A 15,781-nucleotide genomic window follows, 5' to 3' on the forward strand; every position below is an offset into this window, starting at 1 on the left:
GCAAGCAGGAGGAGGCACCCGTGTCCGTGCTCCCCACCCAGACCCGCACCTGGATACTTACCCGGCGCCCCACCCACCGCACCGACACCGGACATCTACGCCTCGAAAGCCGACACCTGCCGGAACCAGGCCCGGGACAGATCCTCGTACGCAACACCCACATGTCCGTACACTCGGCGATGCTCGGCCGCATGCTGCCCACCCCGGCAGCCCAATACTGCGGCGTCCAGGGACCGCTTAACCCCCGCTCCGCGTATACGCCCTACACCACCGGCGAGCCGCTGACCGGACCGGCCGTCGGCGAGGTGATCGCCTCCCGTCACGCAAGCATCGCGGAGGGCGACCTGGTCCGGCACGACCTCGCCTGGCGTCAGCACGCCCTCCTGCCCAGCACCAAAGCCGAGAAACTCCCGGACAGCGGACTGCCACCCACCGCCTACCTCGGCGCGCTGGGCCTGAACGGCCTCACCGCGTACGGCGCCCTCCTGAGCCCCGGCGGCATCACCCCGGGCGACACCGTCTTCGTCTCCGGCGCCGCCGGGGCGGTCGGCTGCCTCGCCGGGCAGATCGCCCGCATCAAAGGCGCCGGCACCCTCATCGGCTCTACCCGCAGCGCCGCCAAGTCCCGCACACTCACCGACGAACTCGGCTTCGACGCCGCCATCAACCCCACCACCGGCGGACTCGCCGAACAACTGCACAAGGCAGCACCGGACGGCATCGACCTCTACTTCGACACCGTCGGGGGCGACCACCTGGCGGTGGCCCTCGACCACCTGCGTCCCCACGGGCGCGTCCTGCTGTGCGGAATGAGCTCCCAATACACCCAACCGGCCGTTCACTGGCCCGACAACCTTCTGCTCGTCATCGGCAAAGCACTCCACATCACCGGCGTGCACGACTTCAACTACGCCGTGCGCTTCCCGGACTTCACCGACGAGATGACCAGTTGGCTCCTCTCAGGACAGATCACCTGCCCGACCACCATCACCACCGGCATCGAGCACGCCTACGACGCCGTCCTCGGCCTCCTCAGCGGCGCGAACACCGGCCAGATGCTCGTCAAGCTGTAGGAAAAATCAAGCCGAAAGCCTTCCAAGGTGCCTTTCTGCCAGCGGCCGCGGTGGGCGCGCCGGTGCCAGCGGAGTGTCGGCTGACGTAGCTGCTGGCCGGAGAGGCAAGCCATTGCTGCCGGCACTTCCAGCACCTGACGTGCTTCTTCGCCGCGGCGCCTGGTGTAACCAGGGCGGTATGCCCACCCTGGCGGGGCGCGGCCGGCGTGCCGGGCCTGCCGACCGGCGCAAGGCTCCGGCGCTGCCCAGCCCTAAGAGGTCTCCGTGTACGAAGGCCCACGCAGGGTTGTTCGAAAGCGGATCACTGTACGTGCCGCTCCCACGCCAACCGAAGCTACGTACGCGCGGATGGACACCATCGCCCGCTCAGACCAGCGCGCATGGCGCAGGGTGGCACCTCGAAGCGCGCATCAAGGCCCCGGAGAACGGAAGTTCTCCGGGGCCTTGATGCGCTGCTGTTCATGGCTTCCGGCTGCGGGGCTGAGGGTCTCGGGGCTTACCTGCCATCGGTGGGTACGGCGTCCTGCGAACGCCGTCGTCGGGCTGCGATGACGACGGCTGCGCCACCGGCGAGCAGAACCCCGGCGGCCCCCAGGAGCCAGGGGGTGGAATCGGCTCCGGTGTGGGCGAGCGATCCAGTTGCCTGTTGAGGGGCGGGGGGTGCGGAGGAGTGCGTCGGCGCCGCCGCGCCGGAAGCGCTCGCCTCGGGATGCGGCGTGGCCTGGTTCTGCTTCCCGGGCGTCCGCTCCGGCGCAGGCTTGGCCGGTGCAGTCGGCGTCGGGGCAGTCTCGGTCGGCGAGGGGGTCGGGGGGCGCTTCGGGGTGTCGGCGAACGTGACCGTTTCCGGCGCCCCAGGCTTAGCGGTGATCTTGGCGGGGGCGCTGTCCAGCTCGTATCCCGAGGGAGCCTTGGATTCGGTGATCTTGTAAGGGGTGCCGGTTCGGGTGGTAACGGGCAGTTGAACCGTGGCGGTGCCGTCCTTGCCCGTGGCCACCGTGACAGTCTTACCGCTGCTGTCGACCGGAGTGACGTTGACGATGGCTCCGGGAAGGGGTTTGCCGCTGCTCTTGTCGGTCTTCTTCACGGTCAGGTTCGCCGGCTTGAACGGGTCGGTGACCGTCAGCGGCACGGCGGGGCCGGGGGTGGCGATGACGTCCTGGTCGGCGGCGACGGTGTGCAGCGGGCTGCCGCTGCTGGTCTCCTTGAGCCGGTAGACGCCGGTGGCAAGGTCTTCGAAGGCCAGTCGTCCCTCGGCGTTCGTACGGCCGCTAGCGGCTTCCTTGCCGGCATCGTCGAGCAGGATGAACGCGGCCCCCGGCATCCGGTGCCCGTCAGGGTCCTTCTTGAGGATCTGCACGCCGCCGGTCTCGGGCAGGTGACGTACGGCGGGTGCGGAGGCGGACGAGGTCGGCTCGGGAGCGTGGGCCGCGGCGGCCGGGGTCCAGGCCAGGGGCCCGGCAACAGCAGCGGCGACGGTGATGGCTGCCGCCGTGGTACGGCGGGGTGAATGGATGCGCAAGAACGAACTCCTGGAACGGGCGATCCGGCGATGGTGGGCGGACGGAGTTGCTCGGAGATTTCAGCGAGTGCGGCCGAGCCCGGTACTGGGCGGCGGTCACCGGCCGCTGCCGGGTGTGACGGTGCGGACGGGGCTCAGCGGGAGCGGCCTCCTCTGTGGGTGGTCAGCGGGGCGGGCGTCTGGTGAGCCGTACGGCCCGCCGCTCGACGCGGTGCGGATGTCGTCCACGCGCCGGGGAACCAGACGGCGGTGTACTGCTCAATGGCATCGCGCAGCCCGGTGGTGACGGCGCCCTCCCACGGTGGCTGGCCTGGGCGGTGGTGCTTGTCGAATGTGCCGTACCGCTTGGTATTCGCGGGCGTGCCGTGGGTTTCGTCGCGGCGGCGGAAGGTGCCGTGGTCCGCGAAGCTGAGGGCTACCGCGTCGATCTCGCCCTGGTCTGCGTGGAGGGCTGTCAGGCGCAGGCCGCCGTAGGTATCCGCGTGGATGGTGCGGGTGAATTCGATCCGCAGTCGCAGCGGTGTACCGGGGGCGGGGGTGGCGTAGTAGGTGTTGCCCACGACGGTGCTGTCGGTGAACGGGAGGGACAGTTCGGCGAAGAACTCGGGGGCGTACAGGGAGGGCAATTAGGGGCTTTCCGGTCGAGGTCGCGTCGGCGTTATCGGCGTGGGCCGGGCAGGGCCGGTCGGCTGGTGGTGCTCCAGCGCGGGACGCTGGGTGCGGGGAGCGCGGCCGGGCGGCGGGAGGCAGCGGCCCGTTGGACGTCGAGCGGGGTGGGGGCCGGTGGTTGCGGCGGGAGGATGGGGGTGAGCTGGGCCATGCCCTTGAGGTAGCTGTAGGTGTCCTGTCGCCACCGGGGCAGCGGGGCCGGGTCGGCGACGCACTGGGTGACGGCGGTGAGCAGGGCGACGGGGGTGTCGGTGCTGGCAGTCGCGTACCAGGTGGGCCGGTCGACGGACTTCCCGGCCCACAGCTGCCAGCGGGCGTTGCGCGTGCTCAGTTCGGCTTCCGGATCGACGTCGCCGGCGGTGAACTCCAGTGCGGCATGGCCGTCCGGCGCCTGGGCCGCGAAGACGCCCCAGCGGGGGCGGTCTATCTGCCAGCCCTGTTGGAGGAGGGGGACGACGGCGAGAAAGGGCTCGTGTTCGTCCGTCCCGGAGACCGGCCGGGCGAGGTAGGCGTCCGGCCCCTGTTCGTACGCCGCAGCGAGAGCGGTGGTGAAGGCTTGGACGAACTCGGTGGGACAGCGGTCGTTGAAGCAGACGCCCCAGGCCGGCTGCCCGAACGGGTCGTTGTAGGCGTTGACGCGCCAGAGTCCGTCGTCCTCGCCTTCGGGGAGGTAGCCAAGACGCACCCGCTGGTCGGGGGCGTGGACGAAGACGTTGGCCAGGTCGTCGTACTGAAGGTCCCAGCCGAGATCGAGAAGCGGGGCGAGGGCGGGGTCGCCGGTCCCGGTGGTGCTGGCGAGGTGGCGCGGGGAGACGTAGACGTCCCCGTCGATGTCGTGGCGCGGGTCGGGCTGAGGGCTCATCGGGCCGCCTGGGTGGTCAGGGTGATCTCCTCGGCGGCCGTGTCGAGGCGTTCGTTGACCTCGGCGGTGTCGCGGCCGGTGACGATGTAGAACCCGGCTCTGGCGGTGAACAGGTCACCGTCGGGCGGCAGGAGGAGGGAATCGCCGACCTGGCGGGTCCACTGGACCTGCTGCAGCCAAGGGGTGCGGGCGGCGAACGGCTGGTTGACCTGCCGTTCGGTGAGGGTGCCGGAGGCGGCCGGGTAGAGCAACCGGATGCCTGCGGCGCCTCGGCGGGTCGGGGTGAGGTCCGGGCTGTGGCCGCAGGCGAGGGCGGCGGCGGCCTTCGGCAGGTCGATGCCGGTGGCGAGGCGGACGAGGTGGCCGATCATGTCGCCGGCGATGCGCGCGTTGACTTCGATCAGCCGGGGGCGGCCGTCGACCAGGCGCATTTCGACGTGCTGGATGCCATCGGTGATGCCCAAGGCCCTGATCGCGGTGGAGGCGACCGGACTGACCAGGGCAAGGAGTGGGTCGTCGGCGTCGACGGTGTGCCCCGTCTCGTAGAAGTGCGGTGCCGGGCCCAGGCTCTTGCGGGTGACGGCGACGGCGGTGGTCACACCGTGGTGGGTGACGCACTCGGCCGAGACCTCCGGGCCGTCGAGGTACTGCTCGACCAGAACGGCGGTGTCCTCCCGGCTCCGGCTCGCGCCGGCCGAGGCGAACGCGAAGGCGCCGGGCAGTTCTTCGGGCCGGTCGACACGGACCACGCCGATACTTCCGGCGAAGGCCGTGGGCTTCAGCACGGCGGGGTAGCCGACGGCCATCGCCGCCAGCTCGGCCTCCGGAACGGACCGGGCCGTCACCGCGGCGGCCGACGGTACCCCGTGGCGGGCGAACAGGCTGCGGGCGGTGGCCTTGTTGCGGCACGCCCGCATCACCTCGGAGGAGTGCGCGGGCAGACCGAGCACCCGGGCGAGGCAAGCGGTGGCAACCAGGTGCCACTCCGACCAGGTGACAACACCGGCAAGGTCGTGCCGTGCCGCCAGGGTCCGCCCGGCGGCGAGCAGGGCGGTGCTGTCGCGGAGATCGGCGACGGCGTGGTCGACGATGTACGGCGTTTCCCACGACGGTTCGGTGCCGGTCAGCAGGACCACGTCGTAGGCGGCGGCGACCTGCTCCAGACAGTAGCCGCGGAAGGTCTGGTCGCCGGGGTCGACGAGGAGCACCTGGGGGCGAGCGGACAAGAAGGGATTCTCCGAATCAACGGCGGGCAGGGCAAGGGCTGTCAGGCGGCGCGGCGGCGGCGCAGTTCGAAGGCGGTGGCCCACTCGGGGTGCGCGGTGAGCAGCCGCCTGGCGTAGAGGGCGGTGAAGTTGTTGTTCAGTCCGTCCACGCCGTACGGGAGGTGTCGGCGCAGGTCTTCGAAGAGGTTTTTGAGGCCGATGCGGGTGGCGCCGGTGGCGAGCCGGCGGGCGGTCATGCGTTCCAGCTCGCGGTACACGTGGGGGTTTTGGGCGTCGAAGGCGTGGAACTGCTCGGTGATGGTGCGACCGCTCGCACGGATCGCCCCGGGGCTGGCAGGGGGCATGGGGGGTTTCTCCACAGGCTGGGGAAAGAGCGTCGGGTCAGGTGCGCAGGGCGGGGTCGGTGCGCAGGTGGGCGAAGGCGCAAAGCAGGCCGGTGGCCTGGAGTGCGGCGCAGCCGGTGAGAACGTGCGCGAGGGCGTCGGGCGGGGTCAGGGCGGTGAGCACGCCAGCGACGGGAAAGGGCAGCAGGAGGATGAGGATGGTCGCCGACAAGGTGCTGCCGAACCGGTCCGTGGGGATCAGGCGGGAGCGCAGCGTGCGCAAGACCACGGTCATGCCGCCGTCGGCGGCCATCAGGACCGCGACCAGGACCAGGTAGGAGAGGTAGTCGGGGGCCTGGGCGGCGGCCAGACCGGTGAGCGCGGCAACAGCGGCGCAGGCGGCGCCGACCGGCCACAGGCCGAGCCGGTCGATCGCGAACCGGCAGACGGTGACGGTGAGAAGTGTGGCCGCTGCGGCGGCGGACCAGACCAGGCCGACGGCGGTGGTGGACTGCCCGTAGTGGTGGACGACGATCACGGGGCCGGCGGCTTGGAGGAAGCCGACGGCGAGGTTGGAGAACGTCAGGCCGGCGACCAGCCAGCCCAGCGCGGGAAGGGAGCGGATGGTGCGCCAGCCGGTGAGCAGCCCGGCGCCCGGGCTGCGCTTCGGGGCGCGGGCCGCAGCGAGGGGCGACGGCGGGGTGCGCAGCGCGAGCAGCGCGGCGAGCAGCGAGAGCACCGTCATCACGGCAAGCATCCAGGGCGGGCCGGCGAGCAGCAGCACTCCTGCGAGCGCCGGGCCGGCCAGGGTCGCGGTCTGGTCGATCCCCAGCAGGGCGGCCTGGACATGGTGGGCCTGCGTCCCTGCCCTGCGGCCGGCGGCGGCGCCAGCGGTCTCGGCCGCGATGTAGCTGAATTGGGTGAGCACCCCGGTGATGGCCGCGAGGGCCATCACCGTCACGCCCGCCCCGGTGCCGGACGGCCAGAGGAGCAGGATGACCGCTCCGGCGGCGACGGCCAGTGCGCGGCCGAGGGAGGCCAGGAAGAAGACGACCGCGGCCCCGCGCCGGTCGACGATCGCGCCGGCCCATCCGAACGCCGCCAGCCTCGGTATCCACTCCAATGCGAACGCCAGTCCCGTGAGCGCGGCGGAGGCGGTGGTGGCCAGGACCAGGAGCGGAATGCCGTAGGTGGCCATGGCGAACGCGAGGGCATCGGCCGTGCGCGGCAGGTAGATGCCGCGCAGCGGTCCTGCGGTGTGGCGGGCGTGCCGGGCAGTGGTGTGACCGCTCACGCGGCCGGCTCGGGCGCGGCGAGCCGGGCGGCCTGCGGGTACGCGGTCAGCCACTGCCGCAGCAGGTCGTGCGGTCGCACCAGGTCGGCGGCGGCCTGCGCCCCGGGCGGTTGGACGCCTCGCCGGAGCCTGTCGAGCGTGACGGGGTGGAGCGTGTTGGACATGAGGCTGAGGGTGTGCTGGACGCGGCTGGTGAAGTCCGAACTTTCGGTCGGGCAGGCGTGGCGCCGGGCCCACCGGGCGCACGCGTCGTAGACGTCGGCCAGTTCCACGCCTGCCGCGGTCAGGCCCAGCCCGGCGCCGGGACGGCCGCGGACGAGATTGAGGGCGCGGGCCGCGTCGGTGGACTGGCGCAGCTGGTGCACCGGGAGGTCGGCGAACGTGCGGGCCATCCCCCGCGGCGGGATCGGACCGTTGTCGTCGATCTCGGTGACCAGACGGATCAAGGCAGGCGAGGACAGCATGGTGACGGTGTCCCGGAGTTCGGCCGTGGTGAAGGAGGAAGTCACCGGCGCGGACCTCCCGCCGTGAGTGCGGTCTTCGGGTGGGCCGGCGTGGCGTGGGAGAACAGGTCACGGCCCTGCCAGGCGGTCTGCCCTGCTCGCACCGGCGCCGGCGCTGCCGCCGGGGCGGGCAGACGCGTCTGGTTGCTGAGCCATCGCTTCGGAGCGGGTACGGCGTCCGCGCGCCCCCAGATCGGGTGCCGGGCGGCCTGGGCGAGGGGGTGTCCGGCGGACCAGGCGGACAGGGCCCCGAAGACGGGCGCCAGGCTCTCCCCCGCCTCGGACAGGCGATAGGGCTGCCCGGTGCCGTCGGTGTCGACCAGACCGTCGCTCACGAGCTGGCGCAGCGGCGGGTAGATGTTGGTCCAGTCGCTGCCGGGCATGACGATGCGGGCCAGGGCCCGGCCGCTGGCCTCTTCGCGGGACTTGAGCACCCACAGGAGGGCGGCGGCGTGCCGGCGGGTGAGCAGGGTGAGGCTGTCCTCGATCTGCTCGATGGCGGGCAGCTGCCGGTCCGTCTTTTCCAGGTGCTCCTCGGCCCAGGTGACGATCAGCGGGAGTACCGGCAGCAGGGCGGCCCCGCGGTCGGTGTGGCCGTAGGTGACGTGCCGCGAGGTGTGCTCGGTGCGCTGGACCAGGCCGGCATCGCACAGGGCCCGCAGCTTGGGGTGGAGCTGGCCGTTCTGCAGCCAGGACAGCTTGCCCGCTATCTGGCTGTAGCGCAGCGGCGGGCCGGACAGGGCCAGCATGATCCGTACGTTCCATCGCGGAGTGATCATGGCGAGGGACTCGGTGACCCGGGCAACGTCAGCGGCGGTGTCGGGAGGCAGACCGGTGGTGGCCAAGGGGGGAACTCCTGGGTGGGGAAAGGGGCCGCGGAGGTCAGCGGCTGCGGGCAGTGCTCGCCGCCGGGGCCGGAGCAGCAGGCACGGCAGGTACGGTCGGCGCGGGGGCGGGGGACGGCGCGGGCGCGGCGACGCGGCCGAGGCTCTGGAGGACGGCGGGAACCGCCTTGGCCTGGACGTCACGGACGGTGACCGCTTCGGCGAGCTGACGGGCGCAGTCCAGGACATGCGATGCCTCGTGTGCGCTGATCTGCCGCTCGGGGTGGACAAGTTGGGTGAGGCGGTCGCGGTGGAAGGCGATCCTCTGCTCGGCGTACGCGAGGTCGTGGTGCATGGCGAGCAGGGCGGAGAGCATGCCGGGCGGCCGGCTCTGGGCGTGGGCTTGGAGTTCGGCCAGCGGCGCGCCGTACAGGTCCTGGATCCGGGCGGCTATCTCGGTGGAGGTGGGGTGCGGCAATCGGGGGCTTTCACGGTCGGCGGGCCCGGGCCGCCCCGGCACGCTGCGGTGCCGGGGCGGCCGGAGGCAGCGGGGCGGTGACCGCCGGCTGCGCCGTAGGGGCGGGGCGAGGCTGCCGGCCGGGAGGCGGCATGGTGCGCAACAGGCCATCGAGCGCGCCCCGATAGCCGTCGCGGGCATCGAGCGCGGCCTGCAGCCACTGCGCGTCCATGCGCAGCGCATCGGCGGACAGGTCATCCATGTCGCGCCCGGCCGCCATGGCGTCGTGCACGCGATCCCGCACGCGGAGGATCTGCTCCTCGGCCAGGGCGAGGAACGAACGCAGTTCCACGGCGCGGATCAACGCGGCGGAGGCGTCCGGACCCGTTGCCCTCGCGTACAGCTCGGCGGCCGGGGCGGCGAAGGACTCCTGCAGCCGGCCGTCCAGGGTGCTGGGCTTGAGCCGGACGCTCACCGGCGGACGCCTCGCGCGGCTCCCGGGCCCGGGGCAGGCGCCGTCCGGGCGGGTGCGCTGGTCTGCACGGCCGGGCCCTGGCGCGCCCCGCGGCTGAGGCGGGCCAGCCGCTCGGCGGCCAGGCCCTGCTTCCCGACGGCTGCCGGGTCGAGGAGCCACCGCACGACCATGGCCCGCCCGTCCCGCGCGGTCACGGCCGCATTGACTCGGTGCGCCCGTTCCATGGCCTGATCGTCGAGTTCGTCCGGCTGCGATTCGAGTTCGGCGACGAGTTGGTCCTCGGCCCTTTCCAGTATGTGCTGGGACTCGGCGAGCATGCCGTGCCAGTGCACGATCTCGGTGGCCTCACGGTTGGCCTGCGGAGCCGCCGTGACGGCTTCCTGCAGTTCGGCGAAACTCATATCGAAGCGGGTCTCGATCTGCCCGGTGATGACGCCCATGACGTCGTCAGCATCATCAAGCACAGCGAATTCCTTTCGTTTGCAGACGTCCTGTGAGGCTTCGCCGGCAGTCGCGAAGGGCCGGGCATTCCCTGTTAGTGGAGGCAGGTGTAGACGTCCGGGTAGACGTAGGTGCCGGAAACCCAGCCCGTGACGCCGGTCTTCTTGTCCGTGAGGTAGACCCATGAGCCGGTCTTGGTCGTCTGGTGGACGGTGAAAGCGTGGCTCTTGTAAAGCGTGCCGAGCGCCGTGGACTTCGCCGTCGCCTTCGAGCGGATGGTGACGGCGCTGGCGTCGTGGATCTCGTACGGCCCGGTCTTGTTGCACGGGTCGGAGGCGGAGACAGCGGCCGGGGCCGCGGCGTTGGCCGTCGCAGCGGTGACGACGGGCAGCGCGAGGGCTGCGGTCACGGCAGCGGCGGCGGCAATGCGGGGAATTCGCAAGGAAGTGTTCCTAACAGGTGAAGTGAAGCGGCGTGAAGGTTTTGAGGCGAGCGTTGGCTCAGTCACGGCGCGTGGAGGCATCCCGGCAGACGCAGTTGCGAAGACCGAGCCCGTAAGCGCGCCGCGCTTCGCGGTGAATGTTGCGACCGGGCTGAGCGCATGCGAAAGAGACCTCCTTGAGGAAAGGGGGAACGTCTGGAGGAGCAGCCTGGGTTGTCGTCCCGGCGGCCATATAAGAGTCCGGAGAATCGCCGGTTTGGCCAACCGGCGATCGTCGGCTATGTTTCGCGGCGCCCGACTGCGGTGTTGCTCAGCGCGATCGGCCCGGCGGGCGCGGAGCAGGCGTCTTCGGCGTACTGGCCGGGCGGGTGGACGACGCGGCAGGCCGGACGGGCGGAAGAGGGCCGGCCGTTCCTGCGAGCCGGTCGCGGCACCACTGCAGGGCTTCTTGGACCGTGGCGAAGCCGCCTTCGCGCAGGGTGTGGGTCCACGCTTCGGTGTCGACCTCCTCGGCCACGACGCGGAACGGAGCGGGGGCTCGTTCGTCGAGGGCGCGCAGGGCCACCACGGTGACCCAGTCGTTCGGGCCGTCGCGGGTGTAGGAGTAGCCCATCGCGAAGTGGTCTCCGTCGCCCGCGAGGCGCCGTTCCAGTGCCCGCGTCGGCTCGTCCGCCGGCGCATGGCCCAGCTCGGGATCGAGGCTGATGGCGTCGGGAGGGCAGCCGCGGTGGATGAGCCAGGACTGTGCCATCGCAGGCAGTGGCAGCTCAGCACGCTCATAGTCGAACGACTGCTTTTCGTGGTCCCGTTTCAGGTGGAGGGCCACGTACTGGGGAACACCTGGGTGGTCGAAGGTGGCTGAGCGGTCGAACAGGACGTAGAAGCTGTGCACGCCGTCGGCGGTGTGGTGCTCGGCGAACGGAACGAGCATGTCGGCTTGTATCTCGATCTGGAGCCAGAATGCCTCGGCGGTCTGCTCGTCGGCATCAAAGCCGTCCAGCCGGAGGTCGAGTTCGGGCGGGTGCTGGTCGGGCGAGGGCGTCGATTCGGGAGAGGGCAACAGGGCCTTTCGATCGAGGTCAGCGTCGGCGCGCTGGGGTGGAGGGCCATGCCCCGGGCCGGGCCGTCGTCTTTGGCGCCTGGTTCGCGGTCGTCCGGTGCACGGTGGTCAGCGCGGCGCGTCCGGCCTCGGTCAGGGCGACCGGCTGGCCGGCGTGGACGGGGTGGCTGGTGTCCCGGGAGACCAGGCCGGCGCTTTCCAGCCGCTGCAGCTCGGCGTGCGGGATGCGGGTGCCGGAGGCAGCCGTCACCGACATCCGGCCGGTCAGGAGGTGCTCGTAGAGCTTGGCTCCGCCGGCGATGGCGAGCAGCGCCGCCTGGTCGGCGGCCGAAAGCGGTTCTTTCCCGGCTGCTGGTGGCGTGGCGGTGGCGGTCTCGATCGGCTCCAGGGCCGCGATCACCTGCTGGGCGGCGGCGTCGCGGACGTCGGCGGCTTCCTTCAGCTGGCCCACGGTGCGGCCGATGCGCCCGAACAGGGCGCCGTCGACCGGGAATGCGCCGCTGGTCAGGCGGTGGAGGAGGGTTCTGTAGAAGGTCACCCCGGTCTCGGCCTGGGCCAGCTGGCGGTGCTGGTCGGCCAGTCGGGCATACGGCTCGTCGAGGACGCCGCGGTCCCGGTGGGCCCGCAGGGTGTCGATGTCGTGGCCGAGGGCGGCCTCGATGCGGTGGTCGAGCGGGGAAGCGGCACGACGGGCCGCTGCCGGGGCGGGATCAGGGGACATGGGCAAGGCTCCAGGTGCTCAGCGGGAGCGGTGGTGCGCGGGGTTCTGCGCGGGTCGCAGGAGGCCCGGCATGGCGGAGGGCAGCGGTCCCGGCCTCGGCGCCGCATCGCGGGTCGTGAGCTGTGGGGAGCGGGAGCGGGCCGCGTGGGTGCGGGCGCTGAGCGGCCGGCGGTTCATTCCCAGGCGGCGTCCGACCTCGTCGTAGACGTCGTTGCCGGCCCGCGGCCGGATCGCGACGACATGGATCTCCCGCCGGTGCACGGACGTCTCCGGTGCCGGACGCACGCCGTAGACGACGCGCCAGTCCTTGCGGGAATCCACGAACAGCTTGCGGTAGCCCTCCAGGTCGCCGGTCAGCCGCAGCCCGAAGCGCTCGGCGTTCACCACTTCCTGCAGGTAAGCGAGGGTGAGATCGCGGACATCGCCGGGAGCCTGGAGGAGATCAGTCAGCGCGCGGGGGTCGAAACTCAGGCCGAAGGCCGCCCGCTGCTGCCCCCCGTTCATGCCGCCTGCTCGTACGGCTTACCGCTCCCGGAAGGCTCCGCCTGGCTCGCCGTCGTCTTCTCCGCGCGGGCGGAGGGCGGCGGGCCGGGCAGGATGCGGTGGGCAGGCCGCTCCGGGGACGTCATACAGGCCGACAGCGGCCCGCCGGGCGAGCGGATCGCCGCGATGGCGTGTGTGAGGAAGTCCCGGTGCCACACGAACAGGCCGGACAGGCCCGCCTCGGGGTCCTTGTGCTGCTGGTAGGCCAGCCACAGGGCGTGCAGCCACGCCACGACGTCGTCGTGCTCCTGCCACTGCAGGCACCAGGGCGCCGCCGTGGTGACCTCCGCCCCGTAGACCGGCAGAAGGAAGTCGTCGACCCAGTCCGAGAGGGCGTCGAGTTCGTCCTCGCGCTCCTCACCGTTCAGTTCCAGGATCGGGCGCGGCTCGGGCGGCGCTGCCGGAGGCGGTCCGCCGGGCCCCGGCATGCCGAACGCCGCGAACGGCGATGCGCCGGGGGCCGGTGCGGAGGCCAGGTGGTCCAGCTGCTGCGCCTGCTGCGCCGACTGGTCCATCAGCCGCCGGACGCTGGCCTCTATCCCCTCCAGCTGGGGGTCCGGGATCCTGACCGGATCCAACTCTCCATCAGCCGGGGGGTCTACGGGTTCAGACATAAACGGATGGCCTCCTAGAAGGCATGGAAATGGGGAAGCAGAAGCGGTGCCGGACAGCCCTCCCGTCCGCCACGACATATTCGCCGCCAGGTGCTTTCCTGGAGACTGAGGCGGTATCGAAGGCCGCGGCAGGCAGTGCAGTTAGGGCATCAGGCGCTCAAGCCCACGTCGTCCTGGGTGAGGGTTTCGCGCACCGTCTCCGTGAGGCGGTCGGCCGCAATAGACGCGTAGTGCTCGGTCTTCTCCACACCGATGAAGTCCCTGCCTTCGAGCAGGGCAGCCACCCCCGTGGAGCCCGAGCCGGCGCAGAAGTCGAGCACCGTGCCGCCTTCGGGGCTGATCTTGACCAGCTCTCGCATCACCTCGACGGGCTTTTGCGTGATGTGCTGGCGGGCCTTGCCGCTGGGCTGCGACGCCGTGTAGAGGCCCGGCAGGTAGACCGGATTGCGTGCCCCGTCGATCGACCCCTTGCTGGCCCAGACGATAAATTCGCACGACTGCTTGAACCTGCCCTTTTGCGGCCGGACCTGCGGCTTGTTCCACGCCAGCACCCCTCGCCACAGCCAGCCGGCCGCCTGGATCGCGTCCGTGGTGACGGGAAGCTGACGCCAGTCGGTGAACAGCAGCGCGGTACCACCGGGGCGGGTGAGCCGGTGGGCTTCGGTCATGATCTGCGTCAGCCAGAACGCATAACTTCGCTGGTCCATGTTCTCGCCGGTGAAGTCACCAAGGGCGTGCTGGGCGTCGGCGGAGGTGTACTTCTGCTTCGCCGAGCGGCTGGTGCGCTCCTTCGCGGTCCTCCCGCCCGAGTTGTACGGCGGGTCGGTGATCACGGAGTCGGTGCAGCCGTCCGGGAGGCCGGCGAGAACGCTGAGGGCATCGCCCTGGTGCAGGGAAAAAGGCAAAGAGGAACCCCAATTCGGGTGTGGAGGCACAGAGGAACTACTCGTCTCGCATGTGGAACCCCGCGGGCCGGAATGGGGCATACAGAAGCCCGGGGCCGCAGACCGAGGAGGCGAGGGGAGTTCCAAAACTGTAGGGCCGAGTCCGCCGACGACCAAAAAGTCCATTGCCGAGGTGCCGGATTCCGGCACCTCACGCCGACTTTTTGGTCAACCGCCGATCCGGTCCTACTGTTTTTGAACCGCCCGGCGCACACCGCCGCTGGCTACCCCACCCCCTGCCTCGCGGGGCTCCCCTGCCCCGGCACACCTGCAAGCGAGCGGCAACCCGCCCACGCCGACCAACACCCTCGCTCACCCATCCCGGCCGCCGTGCCCCACCACCACGCCACGCGCACACGGCGCGCCGGACACCGCACTTCAAGGACACCTGCATGACCTCTCGTTACCCACCCCTGCCCGAAAGCCGTGACCGGCCGGTGGGCACCCCGGGTTGAAGGCGCTCGCCGCCGGCCTCGGCGTCGTCGTCCTCTGCCCGTTTCTCCTCGGCGGCGCGGCCATGGTGATGGCCGGCTCCAGTCAAGCCGCCACCAACACCAGCGCCACCAGTCCGTGCCTTCCGAGCCTGGACACCGGCAAGGTCACCGAGCAGGTGACCAAGATCCTGGACGGCGCCAACGCCTCCGACATCCGGATCAAGGGCCTGGACCTGCCCGGTGAGCAGGTCCCGAACGCCCAGACCATCGTCGCCACCGGCATCAGCCTCAAGGTGCCCCGGCGCGGCCAGATCGTCGCGCTGGCCACCGCGATGCAGGAGAGCCGGCTGCGCAACCTCGCCAGCGGCGACCGCGACTCGATCGGACTGTTCCAGCAGCGGCCCAGCCAGGACTGGGGTACCCCCGAGCAGATCCGCGACCCCGTGTACGCGAGCGAGCGCTTCTACAAGGCGCTGCTCAAGGTCAAAGGCTGGCAGCAGATGACCGTCCCGCAGGCTGCGCAGGCGGTGCAGAAGTCCGGCTACCCGCACGCCTATGCCCAGTGGGAGCAGCTGACCACCGCGCTGCAGAAGGCCATCGCCACGACCTTCCCCGGCGGCGGCAAGGACGGCGCAGGCTCCGATGCCAAGCCGCCGCCCACGGCGTCCGGCTGCGGCAGCGCGAGCGACGGCTCGTCGTTCGGGAACATCCCCGAGGGAAAGGTCCCGAAGGGCTACACGATTCCGAAGGGCACCGACCCGCGGGCCCGCAAGGCGATCGTCTGGGCGATGCAGCAACTCGGGACGATGTACCAGTGGGGCGGCCATTGCACCGCCCCCCGGGGCCCGGACCCGATGGGCCGCTGCGACTGCAGCTCGCTGATGCAGCAGGCGTACCAGCACGTCGGTGTCACTCTCGACCGTGTGACCCAGGACCAGGTCCGCAACGGCAAAGCCGTATCCACGACGGCGCTCAAGCCGGGTGACCTGGTCTTCAGCCACGGCAGCGCCGCTGCCCCCGAGCACGTCGCGATGCACCTCGGCGACGGCCTGGTCATCGAAGCCCCGCGCACCGGCAAGCCCGTCCGGATCGTGCCGATCAAGACCATGGACGTCCTCGCCGCCCGCCGCGTCCTCTGAGCCGGACCTCCTCTTACAGATTCTGATCCAGGCTGCCCCGTCTTCTTCGGCAGGTTAACCCTGGCCGGAGGCCGGCGCACCACCTTCCGGCCGGTTGTCCCTCTTTCGTGCCAACGCAGCCTGACCGGACGGTTTGTCCGGCCATTGCTCTCGGCCAGGGGCGGTGCGCAGGAAGCGACGGATCGGCTGGACGTCTCCGCCGACAAGGTGCCCGGACG

General features: G+C 71.2%; 19 protein-coding genes. 2 read left to right on the plus strand and 17 right to left on the minus strand.

Annotated elements, in window-relative coordinates:
* Window positions 1-20 precede the first annotated feature (20 nt).
* A complete protein-coding gene (locus A6A06_RS01385) occupies window positions 21-1,073 on the plus strand; it encodes an NADP-dependent oxidoreductase (RefSeq protein ID WP_073757952.1) in 1,053 nt (350 codons plus the stop codon).
* A gap of 496 nt (window positions 1,074-1,569) precedes the next feature.
* On the opposite strand, the gene A6A06_RS01390 is transcribed toward A6A06_RS01385, so the two are convergent.
* The 17 genes from A6A06_RS01390 to A6A06_RS01470 form a co-directional block, all read right to left on the minus strand.
* Complete coding sequence (locus A6A06_RS01390; RefSeq protein ID WP_242440518.1) at window positions 1,570-2,592, minus strand: MSCRAMM family protein; 1,023 nt, start codon at window positions 2,590-2,592, stop codon at window positions 1,570-1,572.
* 134 nt (window positions 2,593-2,726) lie between these two features.
* Window positions 2,727-3,218 (minus strand): hypothetical protein, encoded by a 492-nt coding sequence (locus A6A06_RS01395; RefSeq protein ID WP_199930628.1) that lies wholly within the window; start codon window positions 3,216-3,218, stop codon window positions 2,727-2,729.
* A gap of 32 nt (window positions 3,219-3,250) precedes the next feature.
* Window positions 3,251-4,123 carry a DUF317 domain-containing protein gene (locus A6A06_RS01400; RefSeq protein ID WP_073757954.1) on the minus strand — a complete coding sequence of 291 codons (873 nt, stop codon included), beginning with the start codon at window positions 4,121-4,123 and terminating at the stop codon, window positions 3,251-3,253.
* The gene (locus tag A6A06_RS01405; protein ID WP_079193727.1) at window positions 4,120-5,349 is read right to left on the minus strand and encodes an ATP-grasp domain-containing protein; all 1,230 of its coding nucleotides are present in this window, start codon (window positions 5,347-5,349) and stop codon (window positions 4,120-4,122) included. The genes A6A06_RS01400 and A6A06_RS01405 overlap by 4 nt, the downstream gene beginning before the upstream one ends.
* A 41-nt stretch (window positions 5,350-5,390) precedes the next feature.
* On the minus strand, window positions 5,391-5,693 hold the full coding sequence (locus A6A06_RS01410) for a hypothetical protein (protein WP_073757958.1): 303 nt from the start codon (window positions 5,691-5,693) through the stop codon (window positions 5,391-5,393).
* Window positions 5,694-5,730: 37 nt separating this feature from the next.
* Window positions 5,731-6,966 (minus strand): MFS transporter, encoded by a 1,236-nt coding sequence (locus tag A6A06_RS01415; RefSeq protein WP_073757960.1) that lies wholly within the window; start codon window positions 6,964-6,966, stop codon window positions 5,731-5,733.
* Window positions 6,963-7,475, minus strand: coding sequence for a hypothetical protein (locus A6A06_RS01420; RefSeq protein WP_079193728.1), 513 nt, complete (start codon window positions 7,473-7,475; stop codon window positions 6,963-6,965). Before A6A06_RS01420 ends, A6A06_RS01415 begins: the two co-directional genes overlap by 4 nt.
* The gene (locus A6A06_RS01425) at window positions 7,472-8,314 is read right to left on the minus strand and encodes a winged helix-turn-helix transcriptional regulator (RefSeq protein ID WP_073757962.1); all 843 of its coding nucleotides are present in this window, start codon (window positions 8,312-8,314) and stop codon (window positions 7,472-7,474) included. The genes A6A06_RS01420 and A6A06_RS01425 overlap by 4 nt, the downstream gene beginning before the upstream one ends.
* A 37-nt stretch (window positions 8,315-8,351) precedes the next feature.
* On the minus strand, window positions 8,352-8,771 hold the full coding sequence (locus A6A06_RS01430) for a hypothetical protein (RefSeq protein WP_073757964.1): 420 nt from the start codon (window positions 8,769-8,771) through the stop codon (window positions 8,352-8,354).
* A 10-nt stretch (window positions 8,772-8,781) separates the two neighbouring features.
* Window positions 8,782-9,225 carry a hypothetical protein gene (locus A6A06_RS01435; RefSeq protein WP_073757966.1) on the minus strand — a complete coding sequence of 148 codons (444 nt, stop codon included), beginning with the start codon at window positions 9,223-9,225 and terminating at the stop codon, window positions 8,782-8,784.
* Window positions 9,222-9,689, minus strand: coding sequence for a hypothetical protein (locus A6A06_RS01440; RefSeq protein ID WP_199930629.1), 468 nt, complete (start codon window positions 9,687-9,689; stop codon window positions 9,222-9,224). The genes A6A06_RS01435 and A6A06_RS01440 overlap by 4 nt, the downstream gene beginning before the upstream one ends.
* A 71-nt stretch (window positions 9,690-9,760) precedes the next feature.
* Complete coding sequence (locus A6A06_RS01445) at window positions 9,761-10,108, minus strand: SH3 domain-containing protein (protein ID WP_073757970.1); 348 nt, start codon at window positions 10,106-10,108, stop codon at window positions 9,761-9,763.
* 310 nt (window positions 10,109-10,418) lie between these two features.
* Window positions 10,419-11,171: a hypothetical protein gene (locus A6A06_RS01450; RefSeq protein ID WP_443333713.1), complete on the minus strand. Its 753-nt coding sequence runs from the start codon at window positions 11,169-11,171 to the stop codon at window positions 10,419-10,421.
* A gap of 16 nt (window positions 11,172-11,187) precedes the next feature.
* Window positions 11,188-11,889, minus strand: coding sequence for a hypothetical protein (locus A6A06_RS01455; RefSeq protein ID WP_073757974.1), 702 nt, complete (start codon window positions 11,887-11,889; stop codon window positions 11,188-11,190).
* Between the two features lie 18 nt (window positions 11,890-11,907).
* Window positions 11,908-12,393: a hypothetical protein gene (locus A6A06_RS01460; RefSeq protein WP_073757976.1), complete on the minus strand. Its 486-nt coding sequence runs from the start codon at window positions 12,391-12,393 to the stop codon at window positions 11,908-11,910.
* The gene (locus tag A6A06_RS01465) at window positions 12,390-12,947 is read right to left on the minus strand and encodes a DUF4913 domain-containing protein (protein ID WP_073759631.1); all 558 of its coding nucleotides are present in this window, start codon (window positions 12,945-12,947) and stop codon (window positions 12,390-12,392) included. The genes A6A06_RS01460 and A6A06_RS01465 overlap by 4 nt, the downstream gene beginning before the upstream one ends.
* A gap of 248 nt (window positions 12,948-13,195) precedes the next feature.
* Window positions 13,196-13,951: a DNA-methyltransferase gene (locus A6A06_RS01470; RefSeq protein WP_073757978.1), complete on the minus strand. Its 756-nt coding sequence runs from the start codon at window positions 13,949-13,951 to the stop codon at window positions 13,196-13,198.
* Window positions 13,952-14,441: 490 nt separating this feature from the next.
* Here A6A06_RS01470 and A6A06_RS01475 point away from each other — a divergent pair, with 490 nt between their 5' ends.
* Window positions 14,442-15,563, plus strand: coding sequence for a C40 family peptidase (locus A6A06_RS01475; protein ID WP_073757980.1), 1,122 nt, complete (start codon window positions 14,442-14,444; stop codon window positions 15,561-15,563).
* Window positions 15,564-15,781: the final 218 nt, after the last annotated feature.

Source organism: Streptomyces sp. CB02923 (assembly GCF_001905005.1).
Classification (GTDB): Bacteria; Actinomycetota; Actinomycetes; order Streptomycetales; family Streptomycetaceae; genus Streptomyces.